General features: G+C 69.9%; 15 protein-coding genes. 6 read left to right on the top strand and 9 right to left on the bottom strand.

Going from position 1 to position 14,412, the window contains the following annotated elements; genetic code table 11:
- Positions 1-112: 112 nt before the first annotated feature.
- A complete protein-coding gene (locus SYV04_RS22980) occupies positions 113-1,945 on the top strand; it encodes a methyl-accepting chemotaxis protein (protein ID WP_321547994.1) in 1,833 nt (610 codons plus the stop codon).
- A gap of 130 nt (positions 1,946-2,075) precedes the next feature.
- Here SYV04_RS22980 and SYV04_RS22975 read toward each other — a convergent pair whose 3' ends face one another.
- The 5 genes from SYV04_RS22975 to SYV04_RS22955 form a co-directional block, all read right to left on the bottom strand.
- Positions 2,076-3,098 carry a hypothetical protein gene (locus SYV04_RS22975; protein ID WP_321547993.1) on the bottom strand — a complete coding sequence of 341 codons (1,023 nt, stop codon included), beginning with the start codon at positions 3,096-3,098 and terminating at the stop codon, positions 2,076-2,078.
- Positions 3,099-3,572: 474 nt separating this feature from the next.
- Positions 3,573-4,142, bottom strand: coding sequence for a hypothetical protein (locus SYV04_RS22970; protein ID WP_321547992.1), 570 nt, complete (start codon positions 4,140-4,142; stop codon positions 3,573-3,575).
- 10 nt (positions 4,143-4,152) lie between these two features.
- Entirely contained in the window at positions 4,153-4,575 is a 423-nt protein-coding gene (locus SYV04_RS22965) for a hypothetical protein (protein ID WP_321547991.1), read from the bottom strand.
- A 127-nt stretch (positions 4,576-4,702) separates the two neighbouring features.
- Positions 4,703-5,125 carry a hypothetical protein gene (locus SYV04_RS22960; RefSeq protein WP_321547990.1) on the bottom strand — a complete coding sequence of 141 codons (423 nt, stop codon included), beginning with the start codon at positions 5,123-5,125 and terminating at the stop codon, positions 4,703-4,705.
- A gap of 101 nt (positions 5,126-5,226) precedes the next feature.
- Positions 5,227-5,988, bottom strand: coding sequence for an SDR family NAD(P)-dependent oxidoreductase (locus SYV04_RS22955; protein WP_321547989.1), 762 nt, complete (start codon positions 5,986-5,988; stop codon positions 5,227-5,229).
- 80 nt (positions 5,989-6,068) lie between these two features.
- Here SYV04_RS22955 and SYV04_RS22950 point away from each other — a divergent pair, with 80 nt between their 5' ends.
- Positions 6,069-7,250 (top strand): acyl-CoA dehydrogenase family protein, encoded by a 1,182-nt coding sequence (locus SYV04_RS22950; RefSeq protein WP_321547988.1) that lies wholly within the window; start codon positions 6,069-6,071, stop codon positions 7,248-7,250.
- Here the strand turns inward: SYV04_RS22950 and SYV04_RS22945 are convergent.
- Both SYV04_RS22945 and SYV04_RS22940 read right to left on the bottom strand, forming a co-directional pair.
- Positions 7,243-7,596 carry a hypothetical protein gene (locus SYV04_RS22945; protein WP_321547987.1) on the bottom strand — a complete coding sequence of 118 codons (354 nt, stop codon included), beginning with the start codon at positions 7,594-7,596 and terminating at the stop codon, positions 7,243-7,245. The two genes, SYV04_RS22950 and SYV04_RS22945, sit on opposite strands and share 8 nt — an antisense overlap.
- Before the next feature lie 75 nt (positions 7,597-7,671).
- Positions 7,672-8,172: a DUF2058 family protein gene (locus tag SYV04_RS22940; RefSeq protein WP_321547986.1), complete on the bottom strand. Its 501-nt coding sequence runs from the start codon at positions 8,170-8,172 to the stop codon at positions 7,672-7,674.
- A 425-nt stretch (positions 8,173-8,597) separates the two neighbouring features.
- On the opposite strand from SYV04_RS22940, the gene SYV04_RS22935 reads away from it, so the two are divergent.
- From SYV04_RS22935 to SYV04_RS22925, 3 genes are all read left to right on the top strand, one after another.
- A complete protein-coding gene (locus SYV04_RS22935; protein WP_321547985.1) occupies positions 8,598-9,614 on the top strand; it encodes a hypothetical protein in 1,017 nt (338 codons plus the stop codon).
- A 179-nt stretch (positions 9,615-9,793) separates the two neighbouring features.
- A complete protein-coding gene (locus SYV04_RS22930) occupies positions 9,794-10,321 on the top strand; it encodes a hypothetical protein (protein WP_321547984.1) in 528 nt (175 codons plus the stop codon).
- 148 nt (positions 10,322-10,469) lie between these two features.
- Positions 10,470-10,811 carry a hypothetical protein gene (locus tag SYV04_RS22925; protein WP_321547983.1) on the top strand — a complete coding sequence of 114 codons (342 nt, stop codon included), beginning with the start codon at positions 10,470-10,472 and terminating at the stop codon, positions 10,809-10,811.
- 20 nt (positions 10,812-10,831) lie between these two features.
- Here the strand turns inward: SYV04_RS22925 and SYV04_RS22920 are convergent, their stop codons facing one another.
- Positions 10,832-12,355 (bottom strand): peptidase M3, encoded by a 1,524-nt coding sequence (locus SYV04_RS22920; protein ID WP_321547982.1) that lies wholly within the window; start codon positions 12,353-12,355, stop codon positions 10,832-10,834.
- Between the two features lie 113 nt (positions 12,356-12,468).
- Here SYV04_RS22920 and SYV04_RS22915 point away from each other — a divergent pair, with 113 nt between their 5' ends.
- Positions 12,469-13,443: an RluA family pseudouridine synthase gene (locus SYV04_RS22915; RefSeq protein WP_321547981.1), complete on the top strand. Its 975-nt coding sequence runs from the start codon at positions 12,469-12,471 to the stop codon at positions 13,441-13,443.
- Here the strand turns inward: SYV04_RS22915 and SYV04_RS22910 are convergent.
- Positions 13,394-14,407, bottom strand: coding sequence for a glycosyltransferase family 2 protein (locus tag SYV04_RS22910; RefSeq protein ID WP_321547980.1), 1,014 nt, complete (start codon positions 14,405-14,407; stop codon positions 13,394-13,396). The two genes, SYV04_RS22915 and SYV04_RS22910, sit on opposite strands and share 50 nt — an antisense overlap.
- Positions 14,408-14,412: the final 5 nt, after the last annotated feature.

Raw genomic sequence — 14,412 nt, 5'->3', positions numbered from 1 at the left:
CAAACACTTGCTAGAGGACCGGGGTGCCGGGCAGCAGGTCCGCTTATCACCGCCCAACGCTTTCAGGTTACGCTCGTTTTTGGTCACGGCCCTCTCAGTTCATCCATCCCTCATGAAACTCAGCCTCGCCGCCCGGGTGACAGCCGCCTTCCTGCTCGTCGTGCTCGTGCTGACGTTTGGCAGTGTGGCGCTCGTCGCCATGTCGCTGAGGACCAGCTTCGAAGAGGGGCTCGTTCGCAGCCTGGAGCAGGACATCGCCGGGTGGCGCAGCCTGCTGGTGCAGGAGGGGCGGGTGCTCTCGGCGGCGGCGCGGGGCGCGGTGGGAGGCTCGGTGCTGCACGCGGTGCTCACCAGCGACAGCGTGGACAGGGAGACGCTCCAGGGCATCGCGGACGAGCAGCGCTCGCTGATGGGGGTGGACCTCTTCCTGCTCCTGGATCCGGAGGGGAAGGTGCGCGCGGGCAGCCTCACCGGCCCGCTGCCCCGGGAGCTGTCCGCCCTGCTAGGGGCGGAGCACGCCGATCTGCTCATGGTGGAGGAGGTGCCGTACTGGAGCCTGGTGCGTCCGGTGGAGGCGAACGGGCGCGTGGTGGGCCACCTGGCCATGGGCATCCGCCTGGGAGAGGGGCTGCTGCGGCGACTTCGGGAGCAGAGCGGCGCGGAGACGGTGCTGATGGTGAAGGGGAACGTGAGCGCCAGCAGCTTGACTTCGGTGGCCATCGAGAACGTGCTCGCGGCGCTGCCCTCCACGGGGGAGCCGGGCCGCTTCCTTTATATGAAGGGCACGCGCAACCTCGCGGCGCGGGTGGAGATGGGCGAGGACCTGCGGCTGGTGCTCGTGCGCAGCGGGGAGGCGGAGTTCGCCCGCTTCCAGGTGACGCTGCTGGCCCTGTTGGGGTTGGGGCTGGCGGGCGCGATCGGCGCGGGGAGTGTGGCCTTCTTGCTGGCGAGGCGGGTGACGGGGCCGCTGCGCCAGCTCACCGCTGCCGCGGCGCGCGTGGTGGCCGAGGGGGACTTCCGGGGCACGCTCCAGGTGCGCTCGCGCGATGAGATTGGAGAGCTGGCCAGCTCCTTCGGGCAGATGATGGGGCGGCTGAGGGACGTGCTGCTGGCGCTGCGGACCGCCTCTGAGCAGCTCGAGTCGGCCGCCAGCCAGCTGTCTTCGGAGGCGGTGGCGCAGAACCGGGACGCCGCGCGCCAGGCGGCGGCGCTCTACGAGACGCGGGTGACAGCGGAGCAGCTCCAGCGCGCCTCGCAGCTGGCTGCCCAGCGGGCCAAGGCGGTGCTCAAGGGCGCCGAGCGCGCCGATGCCCTGGGCCGCGCCGGGGAAATCGCCCTGGAGGGAAGCCTGGGAGGGCTGGCGTACATCCGCAACCACGTGGATCAGATCGCCAGCACCAGCCAGGAGCTGGAGCTGCAGACCAAGCAGATCGGCGGGATTACGCAGACGGTGAAGGACCTGGCGGACCAGTCGAACATGCTGGCGCTCAACGCGGCCATCGAGGCGGCGCGCAGCGGCGAGCACGGCCAGGGCTTCGCGGTGGTGGCGCGGGAGATCCGCACCCTGGCGGACAAGTCGGCGAGCGCCACGCGGCGGGTGCAGGAGATCCTCTCGGACATCGCCCGGGCCATCTCCGCCACGGTGGGCACGAGCGAGAGCGGGGTGCGCGAGGTGGAGGGAGGGCTGGCGCAGGTGCGCGCCACGGGCGAGAGCCTGCGGGCGCTGGCGGCCATCGTCCACGACCATCGGCTCGCGGTGCGGGAGATCGCCGACACTGCGAGCCAGCAGGATGCGGGCATTGCCCAGCTCTTCATCGCGTTGAGCGAGCTGTCCTCGTTCTCGCAGGAGACGGCCTCGCGCCTTGCGGGCACGGAGGAGGCGGCGGATCGGCTCTCGACGGCCTCGCGCGAGGTGAGCGCCATCGTGCGCCGCTACAAGCTGTAGGCGCCGGTGGAGGAGCCGAGGAAGGAGCGTCCGCCGCGCTTGGATTGGGCCGTGCTGCTGCGCAGGACGTTTGCGTTTGACGTCTTCGCCTGCTCAGGCTGTGGAGGCATGCGGCGGGTATTGGTGCTGCTCAGGCCACTTGCCGGCCCACCGTGGTGCCGGGCCAGAACTCGGGCACTCCGCGAATGAGCCACTGCATGCCCAGGGACACGGGGGTGATGACGGGCGCGGAGGGGCCCTGAGGCTGAACCTTCCTCAGCCCCTGCCAGACCTTGGCCTGCAGGGGGGTGGCCGGGGCGGCGTAGAGCCGGTGGAAGTATTCGACGAGCACGCGCTGCTGCACGTAGAAGCGCCAGATGCCCCCAGGGGTGCGGAGCCCGAAGACAGTCCCCTGCGTGCTCCGCACCTCCATGAAGTCGACGCTCTGGCCATGCACGTGCGTGGGCGCACGGTTGGCGGTTTTGAGCGCCGGCAGGGTCTGCTCGAACGCGTCGCGCTGAGTCTTCGTCTCCAGCATGTAGTCCTGGTTCTCGACCTTGCGTGCCGGAATCAGGGTGGGATCGTTGTTGGCCACCGTCTTGGGCTTGGCGGCGTCCGTCTTGAACCGATTGTCCATCACGAGGGACTTGAGCTGGAAGTTGAAGAAGACCTTCTGATCTTCGGAGACACCCTTGGGAAAGTGATTGACCCGGCTGGAGATCGCGTTGATGTGGTAGACGGTCGGCAGGTGAGGCGTGCCCTCGACGTAGACGGAGCACCCATCCACCAGCTCGGTGATGAAGAACCGGACGTTGCCCACGCCCTGCTTGTCCAGCAGCGTGATGCGGTGGTTCTCGTTGTTGTTGTAGGGCAGGTGAAACAGCGGGAGGGTGGTGGGCGCGCTGCCGATCAGCAGCGCCGCGGGCTGGCCGTTGGCGGTGGCTGTGAGCTGCCCCGGGTTGGTGGTGTCATGCTGCAAGGTGCCGTAGAGCACGCGGCGCTGCCCCGAGACCGACCCCTGCCCCTGAGCCGCATTGCCCTTGTTGCGGGGAGGAGGGGGCAGGGCCCCCAGCACCGGCGGAGCGCTCGTTCCAGCGCCGAGCCGCACGAGGGGGTAGTTCATCAGGAAGTTGCGCGCGCCCATCGCGGTGAAAGTCACATTGTCGGCTGGCATGACTCGCGACCTGCGAAAGAAGAGGCTCGGGAAGCACCGCCAGCTATAGCAGCGAGGTACGGGGAGGCGAGTTTTTGAGATGGGCACTGGAGGATGAGTTGCACGAACTCGGCTGCGGCCAGGGAGTCCTCGCTGTAGCCGCTTCGCTTTGCCCACTCGTCCACGCGGCATGTCATCGAGGCCAGCGCTTGGGCTAGGACGCGGGTGGAGACTGACGGCTTCACAGGACGGTAGCGGTACACGAAGTCAGGGTTGAAGTGGTTCCACTCGCCGAGTTCATAGGTCTTCGGCTTCAGGTCGGACCCGAGAATCGCCCCAACATCGGTGTGATTTACGAAGGACTTCGTCTCACTGAAGTGAGACTGAATCGCCTGTGCGAGCCCGCTAAAGCGCATACGCACGATCGCCCCGTCGAGGCTTGCTCCTGGAAGATTCTTCACGACCGCCGTCGCAGGGACAGGAACCGTCGGCGCGTCAGAGGTCGATCTGGACGTTGCCCTTGGCGGGCACCTTGACGGGAGTGGGGGCCTTGTCGAGGCCGGGGCGGTACACCCGCACCTTCCAGTCCCCGGCGGGCACGTTTTGCAGCGTGAAGCTGCCGTCGGCCTCGGGCTTGGTGAAGAAGGGGTTTTGCAGCACGAGGATGACGCCATTCATGCGCGGGTGGATGGAGCAGAAGACCTCCACGGCGCCGGTCTGCTCGAACTTCACCACCTTGGCTTGCTCCTTGCCGTAGAGCCCCAGGTCGAACGCCTTCACCTTGGACTTGGAGAAGACGTTGTGGGTGACCCAGTCGTCATTGGTGAGGTCCACGGTGGTGTTCTTGAGCACCGGCAGCACAGCGGGCGCGAAGCGGGCGCCGCGCTGGGACAGCTTCACCGGGGTGGCCGCGGGAGGGGTGAAGCTGCTGTCGGGCACCTCCTCGATGTAGATGACGGTGCGTTCTGCCTCCTGGGCATCGGCGACGGGGAGCTTGCCCTTCACGGTCCCCGCGGCAGCGGGAAGCCCGAGGACACAGGCAACGGCGGCGACGGCGAGTCTCATGAGGGGCACCTCATTCACGGTATTCGGCGTGGCACGAGTTGCAGACGGAGGAGACGTGGGTCAGCCACATGCCGATCTGCGCTTCGTCCTGGGAGAGGCTGGCCTCGGACAGGCCGCGCACGGCGATCTGCAGCTGCACGGCGTGGATGCGGAACGAGGCGCCCTTCTCGCCCTGGCCCAGAGGGGAGCGCGCCAGCTGGGCGGACTTCGCGGTCAGCCGCTCGAACGCGGCGAGCAACTCGGGGCTCGGCTCATCGCCCGGCTTGCGCGCATGGAAGAGCTGGTAGCTCACGTCGGTGAAGGCCGGGTTGAGGTCCTTCTCCATGAAGCGCGCCATGTCCGAGGCAGCGGGGGCGTTGGTGGTGGACGGGGGAGAAGCGTGCCCCGCGAGCGCCAGGGTCGTGGGGACCAGGATGAGGGCGTAGAGCTTCATCAAGGCAGCCTGTCGGTGTCGCGAATCCGCGAGACGTGGGAGGGCTGGAAGGGTGACAGAACCCGCTGGGAGCGGCAATAGCGCTCGCCCCGGGCATGGCGGCCCGGGAGTGATGATGTCCTACTCCTCACGGACCGGTGGGAGCGGGCGCTACCTGGGCCATGACGGGAAGCTCCATCGTCCGCGCATCCGCCTTCACCGTGAGCACGGCGCCGGTGAGGCCGGGAGTGGTGGGCTGCAGGCGCAGCTCCACGGTGTGCTCCGCGTCGGGAGGGAGGTTCATCTCCGCGACGCTCACGGTGAAGGGCGAGGGGATGGTGAGCGCCACCCGCGAGAGGGTGTCTCCCCCGTTGTGTACGCGGAGGGTCGCCACGGCCACCTGACCGACGACGGCACGGGGAAAGGTCACCGCGCCGGGCTCCACCTCGAGGCGGCCCGTCGGTGCGGGCGCGTTGGCGCCAGGGAGTGTCAGGGAATCAGGAGACTCGTTCTCTGGCATACAGCCCCCGAGGGCGCACGCCGCCACCACCACACGCCACGACCACCTCACGTGTACCTCCCGGAAAGCAGATGGGGGAGGCTGGGCACCGCCACTGTCCGAGACAACGTACGGCGGTCGTAGCGCTGGCGTCCGTGGCGTGCGGGCAGGCTCTATCCGGGCTCGCCGCCGTCGATGGCGTAGGCGGCGCCGGTGATGCTCGCCGCGGCATCCGAGGCGAGGAAGAGACACATGGCGGCCACCTCCTCGGGCTGGATGATGCGGCCCATGGCGTTCATGGAGGCGAGGGCCTCGCGGGCCTGGCCCGCGGAGCGGCCGGTGGCCTGCGTGACGGCGCCTACGGCCGAGCTGAACATGTCCGTCTCGACCCAGCCTGGGTTGATCTGGTTCACCGTCACGGCCTTGCGTGCGTACTCGATGGCCAGCGCCCGCGTCATGCCCAGCAGTGCGTGCTTCGAGGCGCAGTAGGCGGAGGTGTAGCGGGCCCCACGCGTCGCCGTGATGGAGCCGATGTTGATGACGCGCCCGCCGCCCGCCGCCGCCATGGCGGGGACGAGCTCGCGGCAGAAGATGAAGGGCGCCGTCACGTTCACCGCCAGCACGCGCTGCAGGTCCTCGGTGCGGGTCTTCGTGAGCGGTGCGGAGAGGCTGATGCCGGCGTTGTTCACCAGCACCTGCGGCGTGCCAGCTTGGAGCACCGTGCGGCAGGCGGTGAGCACCGCTGCCTCGTCGGCCACGTCCACGGCGAGTGGGCGCAGGGCCTCGCCGGCTTCCTTGCGCAGCCCGTCCAGGGCCTCCGCCGAGCGGGCCAGGGCCCATACGTCATAGCCCTCTCGAATGAAGGCCAGCGCCACCGCGCGGCCAATGCCGCGGCTGGCCCCGGTCACCACCGCCGTCTTCCTGGGAGTCGTCATGGCGCCAGAAGATAGCGGGGTTTGACGGCCCCGGGAGCGAGGGTTACAAGCCGCGCACCTCCCAGCTCCGAGGAAGAGCCATGCCCCGCGCGGAAGTGACTGATCTGCTCCTCATCGAGGATCTGCTGACGGACGAGGAGAAGGCCGCGCGCGACACGGTGGCGCGCTTCGTGGACAAGGAGGTGTTGCCCATCATCGGCCAGCATTTCCGAGACGGCACGTTCCCCGCGCACCTCATCCCCGGGCTAGCGGAGCTGGGCGTGCTGGGCGCGAACCTGCAGGGCTACGGCTGCGCGGGGATGAACACCGTGAGCTATGGCCTCATCCTGCAGGAACTGGAGCGCGGGGACTCGGGGCTGCGCTCGTTCGCGTCGGTGCAGGGCTCGCTGTGCATGTTCCCCATCCACGCCTACGGCAGTGAGGAGCAGAAGGAGCGCTTCCTGCCGGGCATGGCGCGGGGCCACATCATCGGGTGCTTCGGCCTGACGGAGCCGGATTTCGGCTCCAACCCGGGAGGCATGCGCACGCGGGCGCGCAAGGACGGCGACAGCTGGGTGCTCAACGGCACGAAGGCGTGGATTACGAACGGCGCCATCGCGGACGTGGCGGTGGTGTGGGCGAAGACGGAGGAGGGGGGCGCCGAGTCGGTGCGAGGCTTCCTGGTGGAGAAGGGCATGCCGGGTTTCAGCGCGAAGGAAATCCCAGGCAAGTTTTCCCTGAGGGCCTCGGTGACGAGCGAGCTGTCCTTCCAGGACGTGCGGGTGCCGGAGCGCAACGTGCTGCCGAAGGTGATGGGGCTCAAGGGGCCGCTGTCGTGCCTGAACAACGCGCGGCTGGGCATCGCCTTCGCGGTGACAGGAGCGGCCATCGCCTGCTTCGAGGGAGCGCGGGAGTACTCGATGTCGCGCGCGCAGTTTGGCGGCAAGCCGGTGGCGGGCTACCAGCTCACGCAGGAGAAGCTGGCGGACATGCTCCAGGAGATCGTCAAAGCACAGCTCCTGGGCTTGCGGCTGATGCGGTTGAAGGACGAGGGGAAGGTGACGCCGGTGATGGTGAGCTTGGCCAAGCGCAACAACGTGAAGGCCGCGTTGGACATCGCGCGGGTGGCCCGGAGCATCTACGGCGCGAACGGAATCACGGACGCGTACCCGCCAGTGCGGCACATGCTCAACCTGGAGAGCGTGTTCACGTACGAGGGCACCCACGAGGTACATACGCTGGTGTTGGGCAAGGCCATCACCGGCATCGACGCGTTCAACTGAGCGCAGGGCCGACGATGAGCGTTTCTGGCACCCAGGGCTCGAACGAGCGGAAGGTGACCTGCTCAATGCGACCGGCCCGAATCAGCACGTTGACCAGTGCGTGGGGATGCTTGCAGCTGGCGCACCACATATCGTCCGCGAGGTAGCCGATCGCCACGACCGCAGCCATGTCGGGAGAGCCGAAGCATTGATTGCTCCGCTGGATTTCATCCCAGCGGATGAGGTCTCCCACGCGATAGATAGGAAGGTCGCCGACGCCCCCGAAGTGGAACTGCCACTCGCCGGGCGATGCTGCGCCGCAGCGTGGACACGTCACTTCGGCGGTTACCGTCGCGTAGAGCCCCATGGCACGCACGCTACCTGACGGGGGCAGGGGCGTGCGCCCTCTGCATGGCAGAGGGCGCGGCGCCTTTCAGAGAAGCTACTGCGCCTGGGGCTCGGAGCTTCCAGCCTCGGGCGTGCCGCCCTCGGTCGGTACGGCGGCCTCGGCCTCGGTAGCGGGCTCATCGGTCTTGGGCTCGTCCGCGATCTCCGGCGCCGTGCCCGAGGCTTCCGCCTCTTGCTGGGCCTTCACGTCGTCATCGCTCATGAAGCCGATGGGGCTCTCCTTGCGGTTGAGGAAGCGCACCGCCTTCTTCGAGAGCGCGAACATCTGCTCCGCCGTCGCCGCCGGCACCAGCGAGTGCTCGATCTGCGCCGGCTCCGGTCTCTCCACCACGCCCAGGACGCCGTCTTCCAGCTGCTTCGCCTGGTTCGGGCTTAGCTCCAACCGGCGCAGCTTGCCCTTGCGCGTCATGAAGTAGAACGCCGTCTCTCCCGGCTCGGTAGGCACCTGGCCGCCGAGCACCAGCTCGCGCAGCGCCCGGTCCAACTCCACCTGCTTCTTCGACTCGATGCGCTGGTACTCCTTCGAGCCCGGCATCGGCGGAAGCTTGGGAATCGGGCGCTCCGCGGCCGCGGCGGCAGGAGCCGGTCGGCCGTGCGGCGGGCGACCTCCGTCCCTCCGAGGGCCTCGGTCATCCCGGGCCTGCGGGCGGTCATCCCGACGCGGCGGGCGGTCATCCCGGCGCGGGGGACGGTCATCCCGACGCGGGGGACGCTCGTCCCGCTGGGGCGCACCGCCCTCGGTACGCTGCGATTGGGGAGAGGGCGAGCGGCGGGGGGCCGGAGCGCTCGTCTCTGCCTTTTTGGCCTGATCCTCGGATACGAGGCCTGCTTTCAGGAATTTGTCGCGCAGGTTCTGCATGATGTGTCGGGCGTTCTATCCCTTGCACAGCGGAGCGCAAGGGGCGCTTGCCGCCTCTGTACAGCCCACATAACTTGCGCTGCCCGTTTGCCGGAGGATCTGTGAGGCGTTTCAAGAGGTCCACACTCATCGCCGCCCTGGCGCTCACCGCCGCGGCCTGTACCGATCCGGTCGACAAGGCGGCCAAGGTCCGCATCTTCTCGCCCGAGGACCCACCCAAGGTGGTGGCCTCGGCCGCCGAGAAGCTGCCGCCCGAGGACGTGGCCGACAACCCGCAAGTCGCCCGCCGCATCCTGGGCATGGACGCCTCCGAGGTGACCGAGCGCCTGGGGCCCCATACCTACAAGGCCACCGTCAACTACGAGTGGACCAACAAGGACGCCCCGCCGGTGAAGCTCACCGAGACGCGCACCTTCCGCGCCGGCCCGGGCGGCGTGAGCGGCGACTTCCACGGCATCTTGGAGAACACGCGAGAGCAGGGCCTCGAGGTGCTGCGCGTGGAGGGCAAGGTGTACGCCCGCAACCGCTTCGGCCCCTTCCGCCAGCGCCTCCGTGACCGCGGCATGGGCGAGCGCACCCGCTCGGAGCTCACCGGCGCCCTGCGTGACGTGGACGCCCTCTTCCAGGGGCGCATGCAGCTGGTGCCCCAGGGCACGGAGACCTACGAGGGCCGCACCGCGTGGAAGTACGAGGTGAAGCTCGGCCCGAAGGCGGAGGTCGGCACCCCCCGCCCCCTGCCCGCGCTGCTGCAGCCCAAGGGCAACCAGGACGAGACCACCCGCCGCCGCCTGGCCTTCTTCGAGCACCGGGTGCCCCAGAGCCTGGAGGGCCAGGTGCTGGTGGACGCGGAGACCTCCGTCGTCCTCAAGACGCGCCTGGACGGCCGGCTGGTGGTGCCCGCGGAGAAGACGCCCGAGGCCGCCGAGCTGCGCATGTCCATGGAGTCCGCCCTCACCGAGATTGGCCAGGACCCCCAGCTCAAGCCACCCGAGAACTTCCTGCCCGACGCCGACAAGCCCGAGGGCATCGCCGACGCCCTCGACCGCTTCGGCATCCCCCGCTCCAAGTCCACCGATGCGGGCGTTCCCTCCGAGCAGCCCGAGCCCGAGGACGAGTAGGACGGACAGTGCGGTGTAGGGAAGGGTACACCTCGTGAGTCCCCCTACCTGATGCGTTGCCTGGCTGCCTGCTCTGACGGCGGTGTCCGAGCGCTGTGCAGCCAGGTGTACGTCCCAGCGCGCAAGTGCCTGGAATCCGGGCCTTCTTCCCTGGCCCTGGGCTTGCTCCGTGCGCGGGGATGCGCCGCCTCGCTTCGCTCCTGCTCCTGCTGCCCTGGTTGATGACGTCTCCCGCGTGGGCGAGCTCCCAGAGCCTGGGCGTGACCGTGGCGCCGGCGGGGGCCTTCCTGCTCACCCGCGCCACCGAGGGCCACGTCGCGGGCTACAGCGCCGCGCTGGGCTGGTCCTACCGCCGGGCGGATGCGCTCGTGGAGGTGGGGGGCAACATCACCACCAGCCAGGTGCTCACCACGGCCACGCCGATGACGGTGCGCTTCACCCCGCTCCGGGACGCGCCCTTCCGCCCCTTCCTGGGCCTGGGGGCCAGCTTACTCGTACCCCATGTGCGGGCGGTCTCCGGCCTGGCCACCCATCCCGGCCTGCTCGTGGGGGCGGAACTCAGCGGCGGACTGGGGGTAGAGTTGGGCGGGGGTTTCTTCTTCACCTCCGAGGCCCGCTACCAGAACTTCTCGGCCCAGGGGGACCCCCTTTCGGGGGAGCGCCAGGAGATGCTTTCGGCCTTCCTGGGGCTGGGTCTGCACCTGTAGCTCGGCTGTTCGCTCGCTACAGATGCGGATCAGGATGTTGGAAGAAAATTTGACCGACCTCTTGCGTCCTCTACAATCCCCACTGGTTGCGGCCCAGACGCATCGGACATGCTCATGTGTTCAGATGCCGACACTCAGGGGAGCGGAGATGGAGCGCAAGGCTGGTAGTAGCACGGTGACGACGAAAGAGGTCAAGACGGCGCTGGAGAAGGCGCGCACTCTGACGTCCGAAGAGGAGAAGGTGCTGCGGATGCGTCACGGCGCTGGCGCTCCGAGCACGCGCGCTCCGCTTCCCCGTGCCGCGGGGGGCAACGAGGAGCTGGCCGATGAGCTGCTCGTCATCGAGATGCAGCTGATGAAGGCCATGCGCCAGCGCACCGGGCAGACGAAGACGGCCAGCAAGCCCAAGGCGGCCGCGCCCCGCGCCAGCGAGGGCGCCACCAACGCGGCGAAGGAGAAGATCGTCCGCGCGCTGCGCAAGAAGAAGTAGCCCCTCGGGGCACGCGGCTCCTACCTGTTGAGTATCGCCACGAGGCGCGCACCCGCCTCGGGCAGGGAGAGCGCCGCGCCAGAGACTTCCGTGGAGAGCGCCTCGGCGTCATCGGTGCCTCCACGGGAGAACAGCCCCTTCAGCCAGGCGCTGGCGGAGGGGTTGCGCCAGAAGTCCTCGTTGAAGCGCTCCATGAGCCGGGCGGTGAGGCGCGTCTCCAGCGCCCACGCTCGAAGGTAGCGCGCCGAGTAGAGCTGCGGATCCACGTCGAAGAGGAAGAAGCCCGGGTGCGGCTCGACGAAGAGCGCGTGGCGCTGCCCGGCCGCGTACTCCTCGGCGCGCTCCTCCGAGGGGCCTCGGGTGAAGAGGGACAGCTCGTAGGAGAGCTTCGCGCAGTGCCGGCGCATCACCGTCAACGCCTGGAAGGCGGCCAGCCGCACGGTGTCCTTCGCGGCGGTGCTCGGCAGGCGCAGGTAGCGCTGCAGCCACTCGGGTGAGAGCAGGAGCCGCTCGGTGAGCGCGGCGTAGGCCTCGGTGACCGAGGCATCTCCCAGGCGGCGCAGCTCCAGCGGCGCGGTGTCCGACACGTGGGCCAGGTGCTGGGCGTGGCCGAACTCGTGGAGCAAGTCTCCGAGCGCGTTCAGTCCCGCCTCGGGGTGGAGGACCAGGCGCACCTCGTTGGGCACGCGCACGGCGGCGACGAAGGGGCGCCGCGCCTTGCCGGTCCGCGCCTCGTCGTCGATGCGGATGCGCCCTCCGGCGGCCGGGGGCAGGTTCCACTCGTTGAGCCAGCGCGTCACCGCGGGCATCAGGTCCTCGCGGCGGAAGAAGCCGTCCATCCACGGGGCCTGGAGCGCGTGCTGCAAGTCATGCCGCCGCGCTTCTCCGCCGGGCAGGGAGCGCAGGGTGGGCTCCACCTTGCGCAGCACGTAGCCGAGCACGTCGCGGTACGCGTCCTCGGTGCGCCGCAGGGTCTCCTGGGCCGCCTCGAGGAGCTTGCCCACGGGAATGCCGGAGACGTCCTCGCGCAGGGTGGGGTAGTCGCGGGCTCCCAGCCGCTCGGCGGTGCGCAGGGCCGCCTCGCGCCGCGCGCCATAGCGGCCGCGCTCGCCCCAGAGGAAGTTGCCCACGGCGCGCTCCAGCACGGTGCGCCGGCCGCGCTGGGTCTCTCGGGGAATCTGGGCGAGCGCCTCGCCGAAGGAGAGGGTCTGGTCGTCCACGGGCAGCCGGGCCTGGGCCTCCAGCTTCGCCACGGCCTCGGCGTCGCGGGCGGCGAGGCCCTCTTCCACCTGCCCGGCGATGAGCTCGCGTAGGAGCTGGAGGCGGCGGGCGGCGAGCGGGTCGTCCGTCTTGGAGCGCGCCTTCTCCAGCGCCTCGGTGGCGGCGGCGAAGGTGTCCGGAGCGGACAGCTCGGGGAAGGAGGCGTGGAGCGAGGCGACAGGGAGCTCGGACGACAGGCCCGCGCCGTGGCGGTAGTGGAGCGTGGCCAGCTCGGCGAGGAAGTCGTCCAGCCTCGCGCGAACGGAGTACACGGGACGGTCCATGGAGCGCGGCAAGCTAACAGGAAGCCAGCGACAGGGAAGGGGAAGCCGGGCATAGAGTGTCAGCGCATGACACCTGGGGCCGAGACCTGGGGCCTCCCGGCGGAGGCCCACCCGTGAAGCGCCGGACGTTCCGAGCCGAGGGCGACCACGTGGGCCGCCCGCTCACCGAGGCGCTGGCGCGGGAGCTGGGCACTCCGGTGGAGGAGGCGCGCCGGCTGGTGGACGCGGGCGCCGTGTACCTCGCGGGCCGACGCTGCCGGGACGCGGGAGTGCGCCTGGGTGCGGGGCAGGTGGTCTCGGTGGTGCTGGAAGAAGGCGGCCGCAGCTCGCTGGAGGCTCCTCCCGCGCCTCCCCCGCTGAGCATCCTCTTCGAGGATGAGGCGCTCATCGCCGTGGACAAGCCGGCGGGAGTCACGGCGCAGCCCACGGAAGGGCGGGTGGGCGACAGCCTGGTGGACCTGGTGAGCGCGCGGCTCGGCGGGCCCGCGGGGCTCGTGCATCGGCTGGACCGGGAGACCTCGGGCGTCACGGTCTTCGGCAAGACGCCCCCGGCCACCACGGCGCTGGCGGCGGAGTTCCGCGAGGGCCATGCGCGCAAGCGCTACGTGGCGGCCACGGCGCCGGGGCTTCCTCCTTCCGGTACGGTGGATCTGCCCCTGTCGAAGGACCCCTCCCGGCCTGGGCGCTGGCGCGCGAGCCGCGCCGCCAACGGCGTGCCCGCGCTCACCGACTTTCGCACCCTGTACGCGGGCGAGGACTTCTGCCTCGTGGAGTTGTTGCCGCACACGGGGCGCACGCACCAGCTTCGCGCGCACCTTACGGCGCTCGGCTCACCCATCCTCGGCGATGCGCGCTATGGGGGCTTGCCTCAAGTGGGAGGACTCCCCGCGCCCCGCTGCCTGTTGCACGCGCAGGCCCTGGAGCTGGCGCACCCGCGCACCGGCCAGCCCCTGCGCATCGAAGCGCCCGTGCCCGAGGACCTCCGGCGCTTCTTCACCCAGGTACACCTCGCCGTACCCGAAGGCCCCATCTCCCCCGTCACGCCGCGCACAGGTAGTCCACGCCCTCCACCCAGCCGCGGGCGGTGAGGTCCGCGCGGATCTCCTCCCGGGCCCAGCGCACGCCCACGCAGACCACCAGCAGCCCCTGGCCTGGAGGGCCCAGCACCTCCGGGGACACCACTGGAATGTCATGGATGCGGGTGCCCACCTTGCGCGGGTGGACGTCCACGAGCCGCTCCACCGTGGCGCCCTCCTCGCGCAGGAAGCGGGTGAGCGCCAGGCCGCTGGGGCCCGCGCCCCACACCGTGCAGGGCCGGCCGCCCGCCAGGGGGCCACACGCCAGGTAGCGGGCCTTCACCCAGGTGAAGCGCTTCACGTCGTAGCGCGGGTCCGTGCGGGTGAGTCGCCCGGAGCTGTCCCGCCAGCGCAGCAGCACCTCCGGCAGGTTCCTCAACCCATACCCCGCGTGCAGGAGCTTCATCCACAGGGCGTAGTCCTCGGGGAAGTCGCCGTGCTCCCAGCCGCCGGTGGCCAGGAGCACCTCGCGGCGCAGGCACACGGAGGGGTGGCACAGGGGGCTCTCGATGAAGCGCTCGCGCACGAGCGCCTCGACGGTGGTGAGGCGGTTGAGCCAGTCCGCGTAGGCCTGGAGCGAGGGGCTCACCGGCCGGTCCTCCCGGAAGAGCTCGATGCGGGTACCCACCCCCGCCAGGTGGGAGTCCGCCTCCAGGGCCTGGATGCTGGCCTCCAGCCGGCGCGGGAGGGCCTCGTCGTCCGCGTCCATCCGGGCCACGTAGGGGGATGTGGCGTGGCGGAGCGCGAGCTGGAGCGCGGCCACCAACCCCTGGCCGCCGCCGTCCAGCACCTCCACCCGGGCGTCTCGCGCGGCCAGGCCCTGGAGCACCCCCCGGGTGCCATCCGTGGAGCCATCGTCCACGGCAAGGACCCGAAGGTCGCTCAGGGTGCCTTCGAGCAGGCTTTCCACGGCCCGGGCCACGGTGGCCTCGGCGTTTCGGGCAGGAAGGAGGACAGTGACGACCGGAGGAGCCATCGTGT

The sequence above is a fragment of the Hyalangium ruber genome (genome assembly GCF_034259325.1).
Lineage (GTDB): Bacteria > Myxococcota > Myxococcia > Myxococcales > Myxococcaceae > Hyalangium_A > Hyalangium_A rubrum.
This window is presented reverse-complemented; position numbering and strand designations above follow the sequence as displayed.

Excerpts from the sequence above, each read along its gene's own strand:
- SYV04_RS22930 (WP_321547984.1), top strand. The coding sequence starts at position 9,794 with ATGCGCCGCCTCGCTTCGCTCCTGCTCCTGCTGCCCTGGTTGATGACG.
- SYV04_RS22950 (WP_321547988.1), top strand. The coding sequence starts at position 6,069 with ATGCCCCGCGCGGAAGTGACTGATCTGCTCCTCATCGAGGATCTGCTG.
- SYV04_RS22910 (WP_321547980.1), bottom strand. The coding sequence starts at position 14,407 with ATGGCTCCTCCGGTCGTCACTGTCCTCCTTCCTGCCCGAAACGCCGAG.
- SYV04_RS22925 (WP_321547983.1), top strand. The coding sequence starts at position 10,470 with ATGGAGCGCAAGGCTGGTAGTAGCACGGTGACGACGAAAGAGGTCAAG.
- SYV04_RS22970 (WP_321547992.1), bottom strand. The coding sequence starts at position 4,142 with ATGAGACTCGCCGTCGCCGCCGTTGCCTGTGTCCTCGGGCTTCCCGCT.
- SYV04_RS22955 (WP_321547989.1), bottom strand. The coding sequence starts at position 5,988 with ATGACGACTCCCAGGAAGACGGCGGTGGTGACCGGGGCCAGCCGCGGC.
- SYV04_RS22965 (WP_321547991.1), bottom strand. The coding sequence starts at position 4,575 with ATGAAGCTCTACGCCCTCATCCTGGTCCCCACGACCCTGGCGCTCGCG.
- SYV04_RS22945 (WP_321547987.1), bottom strand. The coding sequence starts at position 7,596 with ATGGGGCTCTACGCGACGGTAACCGCCGAAGTGACGTGTCCACGCTGC.
- SYV04_RS22940 (WP_321547986.1), bottom strand. The coding sequence starts at position 8,172 with ATGCCGGGCTCGAAGGAGTACCAGCGCATCGAGTCGAAGAAGCAGGTG.
- SYV04_RS22980 (WP_321547994.1), top strand. The coding sequence starts at position 113 with ATGAAACTCAGCCTCGCCGCCCGGGTGACAGCCGCCTTCCTGCTCGTC.
- SYV04_RS22975 (WP_321547993.1), bottom strand. The coding sequence starts at position 3,098 with ATGCCAGCCGACAATGTGACTTTCACCGCGATGGGCGCGCGCAACTTC.
- SYV04_RS22920 (WP_321547982.1), bottom strand. The coding sequence starts at position 12,355 with ATGGACCGTCCCGTGTACTCCGTTCGCGCGAGGCTGGACGACTTCCTC.